At 44.8% G+C, this 11,447-nt stretch carries 15 protein-coding genes; all 15 read left to right on the top strand.

Features of this window, described 5'->3' with window-relative positions; all coding sequences use genetic code 11:
• Positions 1 to 370, top strand: a 370-nt coding sequence (locus D5281_RS22690) for a DUF6017 domain-containing protein (RefSeq protein WP_277935559.1), incomplete at its 5' end; no start/stop codon positions are given.
• A 50-nt stretch (positions 371 to 420) separates the two neighbouring features.
• Positions 421 to 879, top strand: coding sequence for a DUF3846 domain-containing protein (locus D5281_RS22685; protein WP_160562202.1), 459 nt, complete (start codon positions 421 to 423; stop codon positions 877 to 879).
• Between the two features lie 80 nt (positions 880 to 959).
• Positions 960 to 1,439: a PcfB family protein gene (locus tag D5281_RS22680; protein ID WP_010815326.1), complete on the top strand. Its 480-nt coding sequence runs from the start codon at positions 960 to 962 to the stop codon at positions 1,437 to 1,439.
• Complete coding sequence (locus tag D5281_RS22675; RefSeq protein WP_160263813.1) at positions 1,436 to 3,211, top strand: VirD4-like conjugal transfer protein, CD1115 family; 1,776 nt, start codon at positions 1,436 to 1,438, stop codon at positions 3,209 to 3,211. Before D5281_RS22680 ends, D5281_RS22675 begins: the two co-directional genes overlap by 4 nt.
• A gap of 67 nt (positions 3,212 to 3,278) precedes the next feature.
• Positions 3,279 to 3,419 carry a Maff2 family mobile element protein gene (locus D5281_RS22670; protein WP_004060551.1) on the top strand — a complete coding sequence of 47 codons (141 nt, stop codon included), beginning with the start codon at positions 3,279 to 3,281 and terminating at the stop codon, positions 3,417 to 3,419.
• Between the two features lie 258 nt (positions 3,420 to 3,677).
• Positions 3,678 to 4,346, top strand: a complete 669-nt coding sequence (locus D5281_RS22665; protein WP_004054195.1) for a response regulator transcription factor — start codon at positions 3,678 to 3,680, stop codon at positions 4,344 to 4,346.
• 64 nt (positions 4,347 to 4,410) lie between these two features.
• Positions 4,411 to 5,328 carry an ATP-binding cassette domain-containing protein gene (locus D5281_RS22660; RefSeq protein ID WP_160276127.1) on the top strand — a complete coding sequence of 306 codons (918 nt, stop codon included), beginning with the start codon at positions 4,411 to 4,413 and terminating at the stop codon, positions 5,326 to 5,328.
• Complete coding sequence (locus tag D5281_RS27070) at positions 5,321 to 6,160, top strand: ABC transporter permease (protein WP_160276128.1); 840 nt, start codon at positions 5,321 to 5,323, stop codon at positions 6,158 to 6,160. Before D5281_RS22660 ends, D5281_RS27070 begins: the two co-directional genes overlap by 8 nt.
• Positions 6,161 to 6,223: 63 nt before the next feature.
• Positions 6,224 to 7,126 carry a sensor histidine kinase gene (locus tag D5281_RS22650; protein WP_004054201.1) on the top strand — a complete coding sequence of 301 codons (903 nt, stop codon included), beginning with the start codon at positions 6,224 to 6,226 and terminating at the stop codon, positions 7,124 to 7,126.
• Between the two features lie 405 nt (positions 7,127 to 7,531).
• The gene (locus D5281_RS22645; RefSeq protein ID WP_160254883.1) at positions 7,532 to 7,975 is read left to right on the top strand and encodes an RNA polymerase sigma factor; all 444 of its coding nucleotides are present in this window, start codon (positions 7,532 to 7,534) and stop codon (positions 7,973 to 7,975) included.
• Positions 7,962 to 8,174 (top strand): helix-turn-helix domain-containing protein, encoded by a 213-nt coding sequence (locus D5281_RS22640; RefSeq protein ID WP_160254882.1) that lies wholly within the window; start codon positions 7,962 to 7,964, stop codon positions 8,172 to 8,174. The genes D5281_RS22645 and D5281_RS22640 overlap by 14 nt, the downstream gene beginning before the upstream one ends.
• A gap of 30 nt (positions 8,175 to 8,204) precedes the next feature.
• Positions 8,205 to 8,609, top strand: coding sequence for a winged helix-turn-helix domain-containing protein (locus tag D5281_RS22635; protein WP_160276129.1), 405 nt, complete (start codon positions 8,205 to 8,207; stop codon positions 8,607 to 8,609).
• A gap of 310 nt (positions 8,610 to 8,919) precedes the next feature.
• On the top strand, positions 8,920 to 9,306 hold the full coding sequence (locus D5281_RS22630; RefSeq protein ID WP_160276130.1) for a hypothetical protein: 387 nt from the start codon (positions 8,920 to 8,922) through the stop codon (positions 9,304 to 9,306).
• A 110-nt stretch (positions 9,307 to 9,416) separates the two neighbouring features.
• Positions 9,417 to 9,812 carry a plasmid mobilization protein gene (locus D5281_RS22625; protein ID WP_016289766.1) on the top strand — a complete coding sequence of 132 codons (396 nt, stop codon included), beginning with the start codon at positions 9,417 to 9,419 and terminating at the stop codon, positions 9,810 to 9,812.
• Positions 9,784 to 11,415 (top strand): relaxase/mobilization nuclease domain-containing protein, encoded by a 1,632-nt coding sequence (locus D5281_RS22620; RefSeq protein WP_160276131.1) that lies wholly within the window; start codon positions 9,784 to 9,786, stop codon positions 11,413 to 11,415. The genes D5281_RS22625 and D5281_RS22620 overlap by 29 nt, the downstream gene beginning before the upstream one ends.
• Positions 11,416 to 11,447: the final 32 nt, after the last annotated feature.

Here is an 11,447-nt window from a genome sequence, read left to right as displayed (position 1 = left end):
TGAGATGGAAAGCTACCGCGAACTGATTTTAGAAAATATTGACTATGACATTCTTCTGGAACGGAACCCCTGGGACAAGGACTTGCTGGACGGCTATGTGGAACTGATGCTTGAAATCTGCTGCTCCACACGGAAATCTGTCCGTATCTGCGGGCAGGAAATACCCACCGAGGTTGTCAAAAGCCGGTTCCTGAAACTGAACAGTGAACATATCGGCTATGTCATGGATAGCCTGAAAAGCAACACCGCCAAGATCGGCAACATCAAGGCGTACACGCTGGCGGCGCTCTACAACGCCCCTGTCACGATGGGGCAATATTACACATCCCTTGTCAGCCACGATATGGCGCATGGGCTGCTGGACGGTTAAGCCGCCCAGCGCTTAAAAATATACCAATCAAACCAAAGGAGGACTTTTGCATGGAACATGAAATCAACATTCTGGTGGTGGAACCGGGCAAAGTGCCCAGGCCGGCGCGGGTGGACTACTCTCTGGAAAACCTTTCGCAGATTGTCGGCGGCGAATTGGCGATGGGCTGTTTCCTGCCCCAGCGGGTCATGCTGCTTTACAACGAGGACGCCAGCCGTCAGGGACTGCCGCCCAACCGCTGCAATCCGTTTGTGAATGAGTGCATCAGCGGTACATTCTTGCTGTGCGGGCTTTCCGATGGGGAGGGCTTCTGCTCCCTTTCCCCTGCCCAGCAAGCCGAGTTTCAGCGCCTTTTTGCCAGCTCCGGCGAGTTTATGATGCTGGGGGCAGACCACATCTGCGCTTCGCCTGCCGAGTTTGCCGAAACCGCTGGCAGGCTTTGGGGCGGCATGGCAAGCGGCGAGTCCGTGGTGCTGACCAAGTGGGGCGGAAAGGAGGCCGGCGCATGAAATACCTGCTCCGCCGCCTGCTGGTTCCGCCTTAGCGCGCACCTGTTTAGTCCCAGCCTGCAAAGAGAGGAGGTTTTACCATGCAGGATGAAGTACGCGAAAAATCGGTGGCTCTCACCATCAAGGTCGGCAAAGCAGGCGGCAGGCTGACCGCCGGCCTGCTGAAATGGGCCATTCGGAAGTATCTGGCGCAGGCCCAAAACCCCAAAATCCACCACGGCAAGCAGACCGTGAAGCAGCTTGTAAGCCAGGGCGCAGGTGTGCAGAACATTGAGATCACCGGCAAAAATATTAAGTCCTTTGAGCGTGTGGCGCGGAAATACGGGGTGGACTTTGCGCTGAAAAAAGACCCCGCGCAGGGGAAATACCTTGTCTTTTTCAAGGCACGGGACGCGGATGCACTGAACGCCGCCTTTGCCGAGTATGCCGGGAAAAGCCTGAACCGCTCCGCGCAGAAAAAGCCGTCGCTGTTAGGCCAGCTTTCCCATTTCAAGGAGATTGCAAAGAACCTGACGCGGGATACCGCCAAAAACCGGGAGAAAGGGGGCGTTGAACTGTGAAACTGGATGTAAAGAAAATCCTGCTCCCTAACCTGCCTTATGTGTTCATCTTCTGGTTTTTCAACCGCGTGGCGGAGGGCTGCCGTCTGGCAGAGGGCGCGGATATGGTGACAAAGGCAATGGGCGCGGTATCGGGTCTGGGGACGCTGATTTCCAAAAACCCGCTGCCCAGCTTCCACCCACGCGATCTGCTGTTTGGCGCTGCCGGCGCGGTCATTATCCGGGCCGTGGTTTATTTCAAGGCGAAAAACGCCAAGAAATACCGCCACGGAGTTGAGTATGGTTCGGCGCGTTGGGGAAATTCCGACGATATTAAGCCTTTCATCAATCCCCAATTCGACCAGAACATTCTCCTGACGCAGACAGAGCGCGTCATGGTGGGGAGGAACAAAATCCCCAAGTACAATATCAACAAAAATGTGCTGGTGATCGGCGGTTCCGGCTCCGGCAAGACCCGCTTCCACATTAAGCCCAACCTCATGCAGATGAACGCCAGCTATATCGTGACTGACCCAAAAGGCACGGTCGTTCTGGAATGTGGGAAAATGCTTCAGCGCGGCGGGTATGAGATAAAAATACTCAATACGATTGATTTTAAGCAGTCCATGAAGTACAACCCATTCCGCTATATCTACTGCGAGAACGACATTTTGAAGCTGGTCAACTGCATCATGGAGAACACCAAGGGCGAGGACAGCAAGGGCGGCGAAGATTTTTGGGCAAAAGCCGAAGCCCTCTACTATCAGGCGCTGATCGCCTACATCTGGTACGAAGCGCCGGAGGAAGAAAAAAACATGACCACCCTGCTGGAAATGCTCAATGCGTCCGAGGTGCGGGAGGATGATGAAAACTTCAAAAACGCCGTTGACCTGATGTTTGACGCGCTGGAAAAACGCGACCCACAACATTTTGCGGTGCGCCAGTATAAGAAATACAAAATGGCGGCGGGCAAAACAGCAAAATCGATCCTGATTAGCTGCGGCGCAAGAATGGCTCCCTTTGACATCCGGGAGGTGCGGGAACTGATGGAGGGCGACGAACTGGAACTTGAAAAGATTGGCGACCGCAAGACGGCGCTGTTCTGTATCGTGTCCGACACGGATATGACATTCAATTTCATTTCTGCGATGGTTTATACACAGATGTTCAACGTCCTGTGCGACAAGGCGCTGGAAAACGGCGGCGCACTGAAAACCCATGTTACCTGCCTGCTGGACGAGTTTGCCAACCAGAAAATCCCCAACTTCCAGCACCTGATTTCCGTTATCCGAAGCCGCGAGATTTCCGCCCATATCGTGGTGCAGACGCAGAGCCAGTTAAAGGCCGTCTACAAAGACCATGCGGAAACCATCATCGGCAACTGCTCCTGCGTCCTGTTTTTGGGCGGCAAGGAGCGCAGCACCCTGAAAGAGATTTCGGAAACGCTGGGAAAGGAAACCATCGACCTTTTCAACACCTCCGACACGCGGGGAAGCCAGCGCAGCATGGGGGTAAATTACCAGAAACTCGGAAAAGAACTGATGTCAACCGATGAATTGGCGGTGATGGACGGCGGCAAGTGCATCTTGCAGGTGCAGGGCGTAAGGCCGTTTTTCAGCGACAAATTTGACATTACCAAACATCCGCAATATAAATACCTGCTGGATTCCAGCAAGAAGAACGCTTTTGATATTGCAAAATATCTGAGCCGGAGATTGACCGTCCGACCGGACGACGTTTTTGAAAGCTGTGAACTCGAAGCGCCGCCCGCGTCTGATGCGCCCGCCGATTGACTTTTCAACCGGCGGGCTTTTTTTGTCCCTATCCAACCAATCACAACAAATTTAAGGAGGAAAATGTATGGAATTTTTTACAAGCGCAATCGACACTTTGAAGGTACTGGTTATCGCGCTGGGCGCTGGCCTTGGCGTGTGGGGCGTTATCAACCTGCTGGAAGGTTACGGCAACGACAACCCTGGCGCGAATGCTCATGTACGGTAAAGAAGCAAGCAACCGAAAACAAGAGATAGACTGCCAGCACCACACTATTCCGAACCAAAGAAACCAAAAAGCAGAAAGCAAGCTATCTTATACAGTGCCATTCCCCAGTATTTTTTATTTTCCCAATCAAAGTTACAAATACATTTTATTGATACTCCATGCTCTGCCTTGAGTTCATTTCTATTATGCCGTATAATGAAAGCATATTTTAAGCAATCAAAATTAAAGTATACCCTACTTTATATGGAGGATATAAAATTGAAAAAAATAGCAATCATTGAAGATGATACCGATATTTGCAACATGATAACAAAGTTTCTGATAAATCACAATTATGAAGTGTATTCTGCCCCTAATGGAAGAGAGGGAATAGACCTATGCCAGAAATTTTTACCAGACCTTATCATTTTGGATTTAATGCTTCCAATTCTAAATGGCGATAGTGTGATAAAGCAATTAAGAACATATACAGATATTCCTGTAATTGTTGTGTCTGCAAAAACAATGGTACAATCCAAAATAGATTTACTGCGTTTGGGAGCAGATGACTATATGACAAAACCTTTTAACCTTTTTGAGTTACTTGCAAGGATTGAGGCTAACTTAAAAAGAAGTGTAACTGCTCCCATGAAAGCGGATATTCACTTAAAGTATAAGGATATTAAAATCGAAAACTGTAATGCCTATATAAAAGGAGCAATCGTACAATTTACATCAACAGAATTATCAATTTTAATCCTTCTGTTACAATATCCGCAAAAAATTTTTTCAAAACAAAATATTTATGAATCAATCTGGCAGGAAGAATATGCCTACGATAATGATACAATCAACACGCATATCAGTAACATTCGGAAAAAAATAAAAAAGCATACGGATACTGATTATATAGAAACTGTATGGGGGATTGGGTATAAACTGAAATAATTTTTATTTCTTTAGATTTTTTTTAGATTTGGATTGTAAATTAGCATGGAAAGGAGTTGGTAAAATGTCAGAGATTATTTGTCAAACAACAGAACTTTGTAAAAATTACAAAAATTTCCATGTATTACAAAATGTTAATTTTTCAATTAACCGGGGAGAAATATATGGGTTAGTCGGTGAAAACGGCGCTGGAAAGTCTACCCTAATCCGTATATTGACGGGATTAGCATTTAAAAGCAGCGGTATCATTACTCTGTTCGGAAAAACAGATTATTTGCAGCATGAACGTACTAAAATTGGCTGTACGATTGAAATGCCTGCATTGTATAAAGATATGACTGCAAAACAAAATTTAGAGATTCAGCGGGTACAAAGGGGCATTCCAGACCAAAAATGTATCTCAAAAACATTGGAACTTGTCGGACTGAATAATACGGAAAAAAAGAAAGTAAATAACTTTTCTTTGGGTATGAAACAGCGTTTGGCATTGGCTGTTGCTCTTTTGGGTGAGCCGGAATTTCTAATCTTAGATGAACCTGTCAATGGATTAGACCCAACAGGTATTATTGAACTTAGAGAGCTGCTTAAAAAGTTAGCCCAGGAAAACCATGTAACAATATTGATTTCAAGCCATATTTTAAGTGAGCTTAACCAGCTTGCAACTTGTTATGGCTTTTTACATCATGGTAAGCTGCTGAAACAAATTACGGCAGAAGAATTAAATGAAGAATGTAAGCGGCATATTAAACTGAAAACAGACGATACGAAAAAAACTGTTACTGTTTTGGAAGAACAGCTAAAAATCAAAAATTTTTCTGTATATCCAGACAATTTTATAAGGATATATGAGAAACTGGAAGAAACACATACTATTTCAAAAACGCTTTCTTCTAATGGCATTGTTGTTGAAGAAATGTCTGTACAAGGGGAAGAATTAGAAACCTATTTTGAAAATCTAATAGGAGGGCGCAGATATGTATAATCAGTTGAAATCTGAATTTCTGAAACTGAAATATTCCAAACTGTTTATAGCGGTTCCAATTCTTTTTTTGGCAGGGCTGATTTTGTATGGGAGTTTCAGCCTGTCCGCAGGGGGAACACAGCTCTTCGTTTCAGAGGGAGATGAAGAAACAAATGCTGCCATACAAGGAATTATTGGCTTTTTTGCATTTACATTTGAAAACATTGATACACCTAAATTTAGCGAAATTATGCAATCCTGTATATCCTGCAATGTATTTCTCTGGATTGTTACCCTCATTTTAACCATACAATTTTTCTGCTATGATTACTCTACGGGTACAATCAAACTCCCTGTTGCCTATGGAATAGATAGAGTAAAAGTTTACTTTGCAAAGACTATTGTTATTGTTTTATATAATGCAGTCTGCTATTTTATATTCAATACCATTACACTTTTGTTTACTTGTTTGCAGACCGGGTATCTCCCCGACACAACTGAGTTGGCACAATATTTAAGTTATGTCGGATTAAATTTTTTAGTATTGGTTTCATTTATCTTACTTTGCCTTACTATATGCATCTGCTTGAAAAATACCGGTATTATTGCAACTGTCATGTGTTTATTTACTTTGGGCGGCGCAGTAATATATACCGGGATATGGCAAGATTTTCACAGTCATGCAATATTAAAATATTTAGTCTGGCTCAATCCATTATACTATTGGATGAACATGGGAACTTTCCGGCTTGAATATGGGCTAATCAATGAAATAATCATATATTTTATTTTCAGTTTATTATTTTTACTGCCCCTGTCTGTTATACTTGTCAGAAAACAGGAGTTTAAGTAATTTTTATAAAACGAATAGTCAGCAGAAAATATTTTCTGAAATTCACCGAAGGAGAGAATGTTAATGATGTATTTATTACTGGTCTTATTAAATATAATATTGGCATTTTCTCTTTTTTCATGGAAACGCCAAATTTGTGAAATAACAAAACAGATTAGCGAAAACAAAAAACTGCGAATTTCCTTATCAAATAAGCAAATAGAAAAATTAGCAGGTATCATCAACGAAAAAAAACATTTAGAACAGAAAACAAATATCCAGATTATACAGGAAAAAGAGCAATTAAAACACTCTATTGCTAATATTAGCCATGATTTAAGAACGCCTTTAACATCAATCCAAGGATATCTAACACTTTTAAAAGATTGTGAAGATAAAGAAGAACAGGAACACTACTTTTCTGTTATTCAGGCAAAAACAGACTATTTAACAGAACTAGTGCAAATATTTTATGATTTGTCATTGATAGAAAGTGATGATTATATTCTGGGAATTGAAAAAATAGATGTAAACAGAATTGTAACTGACTGTCTGATTAACAAATATAACGAATTAAAAGAACTGTCCCCCACTATTAAAATAGAAAATGCTCCTGTATGGATAACCGGAAATGCTGTTGCCTGCAAAAGAATTATTGATAACCTGGTTACAAACGCAATACGGTATTCTAATGATTATATTGAAATTGTGATGGACGCAGATGGTATCTTTACAGTAAAAAACACTACATCAGAATTAAAAAATATAGATGTTAATATACTATTTCAAAAATTTTATACAGTAGATACATCACGTTCAAACGGGAATACAGGGTTGGGGTTATATATTGTAAAAGAGTTATTAAATAAAATAGAGGGTGGTATAAAGGAAATTAGTTACAAAAATAATATATTAACAGTTTCTGTTTATTTTAAACTTTATAAGCAAAAATGTGATATTTGCTCTTTGGGGCAGAGAACAATATGATGTATCAGGCAGCCTGTATACTGTAAAACACCTGTTACTGAATGTGGCATATTTAGTGTTGGTTGCAGCGGCGGTATATCCAATAGCAACAATAAGAAAATGGAAGAAAAAGAAACAGACAACGAGATTGATACTCTTTGACATTATAAGGCATGGCATATTGCCACTACTGTTACTCTGTTTGCCCTATATGGTAAGTATTCCATTATGGGTAGTATGGTATTTTGTAAAAGACTTGTTCCTTGTTTTGTTGGTAAATTCAAGTCTGCTTTGGGTTATGGGATTATACAAAATATTATTTGCGGTATTCAAGACATGACAGACTACGTGCTGTTATTGCTCTGAATTATAAAAAGCAACTGTAAACCATACACTGTCCTATATGGGAGAAGGGGGGAATCATTTATGCCTTGTACAGAAGCATACAAGGAGCATATCGAATACACATTTAACGCCTTTTGCAGAGTTGTCATACACTATGCTGCTATCAACGCATGGCGTGATAGGGATAGGCGGCGGCAAAGGGAAATATCCTTTGAATACCTCACAGAAGAAAAGTTTTACCCGTTAAGCACAACAGATAAATATTTTATAGACCCTTGCAAGCAATACCCGGTTACGATATGCGGTCAGAGGGTTATCCTCACCAATGGGGAACTTGCCGAAGCCCTGTCCTCTCTGCCGGAGAAAAAGAGGGAAATCATCTACCTTTATTTTTTCGGGCGTTACACACAGCAGGAAATCGGGGAACTATATGGACGCTGCCGGAGTACAGCATGGCATCACATACATAGTGCCTTGCAAATGTTAAATGAAGAAATGGAGGTGATTTTCCGTGAGGAATCCTAAACTTGTGCCGTATGAAACCATTGTCAGAGCAACCAGCGGAGAGCCGGAAGCCGTGGACGAGGTTTTACGGCATTATGGCAAACGAATCCGGCTTGCTTCCCTTGAAAACGGACAGGTCAACAAGGACACCGAGGACAACATCAAACGGCGGCTTATCGCTGCCCTGTTACAGTTTCGCTTTGACGAACAGGCGACATAACGGGAGGTGAGATTTGTCGGGAAAATAGTCATGCTTATATTCAACGACACAGAAGAAAAAGCGGTTGAGAAAGCCATAGCCGCTCTTGCCGATATGATACCGCTGGAAGCCATACAGCCGCCCCATTCCCCCGCACTGGTTTTTCCGGGATTGGAAATCAGATTACACCAACGCCGGGTACTGAAAGACGGTGCAGACATCTATCTAACCCGTTTGGAATACGGCGCACTCTGCTACCTTGCCGCCAGTCCAGGGCGGGTATTTACAAAAGCGCAAATCTTTGAATCCGTGTGGAGCATGGAAAGCGAAAGCTGCCAATCAAGCGTTGCCAGTGTGATATGCAACTTGCGGAAAAAGATAGAGCCGGACAATAAAAACCCCACCTACATAAAGACGGTTTTAGGCATAGGCTACAAGTTTGCTTCCGGGGAATGACAACAGAATAACCGCCGCCCATCACAGCGGCACACCAAGACAGGAAATCAAGAAAAGGTTTCCTGTTTTTTTGCGCCCAAAACCGAGCCAGAGTTTGCGCCGGGCTGAAAAACTTCAAAAAGTTTCAGATAATGTTGCCAAAATTTCATTTTTTCCCGTAGTAAGTTATAGAGGGGCAAATGACCGCCCATATATTTCAGCGAAAAAAATTTTCAACAAAAGATAGAGAACTTTTCCATTTCACGCCCGCCGTGCGTAACAAGGGAAAAGAGAAAACAACTGCCGCTTTGTCTGGCGGTTTTCTCTTTTTATGTGGCGTGGAAACAAAAAAATATTAAGATTTTATGAAATCTTTGGCAAAATCGCAAAGTGCGGTGTTGTAAGGATTAAGGGGAAGTTTACGCAAATCAACGTCCATTTTGCCTTTTGCTGGTTTGTAGGTATTGGAGAGAAAGTTTCCGCAGCTTTGGCAAAATCTCTCCGTGCGGCACTAAAGGTATTGAGAGAGAAAGTTTCGCCGGAACGCAACAAACCAGCCGCCAATAGCCGGATAGTAAGTGAACAGACCACACAGCGCAGTTTCTTAGAGCAAGATTCTACCACAGTACCAAATTTCGCTAATCGCTCATTTTGTCCTATGGGAATCTTGTTGGGGTTGCCACCCCAAGCCCGCCTTTTTGCGGCTTGCGCCGCTTGAAAAATCTCCGAAAAAATTTTTCGGATTTTTCAAAAAACACTTCCGCTTATGCCCCTGTTTTTCTCCTATTGGTGAGAGGGCAAAACATAAAAAGAAAGGAGTTAAAGCCCATGAGAAAATACAACACGCCCCACCGCCACCGGGTAATCAAAACACGCTTGACCGAGGAAGAATACGCCGAGTTTTCCGAGCGTGTCACCCTCTGCAAAATGAGCCAAGCCGAGTTTATCCGGCAAGCCCTTATCAAGTCAAGCATACGCCCGGTTATCACCGTTTCCCCGGTCAATGATGAATTATTATCTGCCGTTGGGAAACTCACAGCCGAGTACGGGAAAATCGGCGGCAACTTGAACCAGATTGCCCGCTGTCTGAACGAGTACGGCGCACCCTATAACGCCCTCTCCCAAGAGGTACGAGCCGCCACAGCGGAGCTTGCCGCCTTGAAGTTTGAAGTCTTGCAGAAAGTAGGTGAAGCCGTTGGCAACATTCAAACATATCAGCTCTAAAAATGCCGACTATGGAGCTGCCGAGCAGTACCTAACTTTTGAGCATGACGAGTTTACCATGAAACCCACGCTGGACGGGAACGGGCGGCTTGTTCTCCGTGACGATTATCGCATATCTTCCCTTAATTGCGGCGGGGAAGATTTCGCCATAGCGTGTATGCGCTCCAATCTGAAATTTGGCAAGAACCAAAGAAAAGAGGACGTAAAGAGCCACCACTATATTATTTCCTTTGACCCCCGTGACGCACCAGACAACGGCTTGACGGTTGACCGGGCGCAGGAGTTGGGCGAGCAGTTTTGTAAAGAACATTTTCCCGGACACCAAGCCCTTGTATGCACCCACCCAGACGGGCATAACCACAGCGGCAACATTCATGTGCATATCGTAATCAATTCCCTACGGATTGCGGAAGTGCCGCTACTGCCCTACATGGAAAGACTAGCGGACACAAGGGAGGGCTGCAAGCACCGCTGTACGGACGCAGCTATGGAGTATTTCAAAGCGGAAATCATGGAGATGTGCCACCGGGAAAACCTCTATCAGATTGACTTATTGCATGGGAGCAAGAACCGCATTACCGAGCGTGAGTATTGGGCGAAACGGAAAGGACAAGCCGCACTGGATAAAGAGAACGCTTTCCTTGCCGCCACAGGAGAACCGCCCAAACTTACAAAATTTGAAACCGACAAGGAGAAATTAAGGCGCACAATCCGAGCCGCCCTGTCCTCTGCTATCTCTTTTGAGGACTTCTCCGGGAAGCTGTTACAGCAAGGCGTAACTGTCAAGGAGAGCCGGGGGAGATTATCGTATCTCACGCCGGACAGGACGAAGCCCATCACTGCCCGGAAGCTGGGTGATGATTTTGACCGTGCCGCCGTACTGGAAGCACTTACCATAAACGCACAGAACGCCGCCAGAGCCGCCGAAACGCCCCTACCCCAACAGAGATACCCCCGCAGCATAAAAGACCGCTTACAGCGTAACAGAGCCGCCATAAACGCCCCGAAAAATGACGGAGTACAACGCATGGTAGACATAGCCGCCAAGAGAGCCGAGGGCAAAGGGAAAGGCTACGAGAAGTGGGCGAGTTTGCACAATCTGAAGCAAATGGCGGCGACCATGAGCATTTACGAGGAATCCGGCTTTTCTTCCCCGGAAGAACTGGAAGCCGCCCTTGCCGCCGCCAGCGCAGAGCTGTCAAACGTCCATGCGGAACTAAAAGCCGTGGAAAGCACTTTGCGGGAGAAAAAGGACTTGCAGAAACAGCTATTGGCGTACATCAAGACCAAGCCAGCCCGTGACGGATTGCGGGCGCAGAAAACGGAGAAAGCCCGGAGAGCTTACCGGGAGCAGCACGAAAGCGAGTTTATCATTTCCGAATCTGCCGCCCGGTATTTCAAGGCACAGGGAATCTCCAAGCTGCCAGCGTCCAAAGCCCTACAAACGGAGATTGAGCAGCTTACCAGAGAGAAAAACGCCCTTTACAACGAGTACCGGGAGAAGAAAGCGAACGTCCGGGAATTGCAGACCGTGAAAAGCAATCTTGACAAAATATTGCGCCGGGAGCCGGAACGGGGAAAGGGGCGGGAAAATGAACGGTAAACGCCCCTACATGGACTACCCACAGTACAGAG

It is taken from the genome of Parablautia muri (genome assembly GCF_009917485.1).
In the GTDB taxonomy this organism is placed as follows: Bacteria; Bacillota; Clostridia; order Lachnospirales; family Lachnospiraceae; genus Suilimivivens; species Suilimivivens muri.
This window is presented reverse-complemented; position numbering and strand designations above follow the sequence as displayed.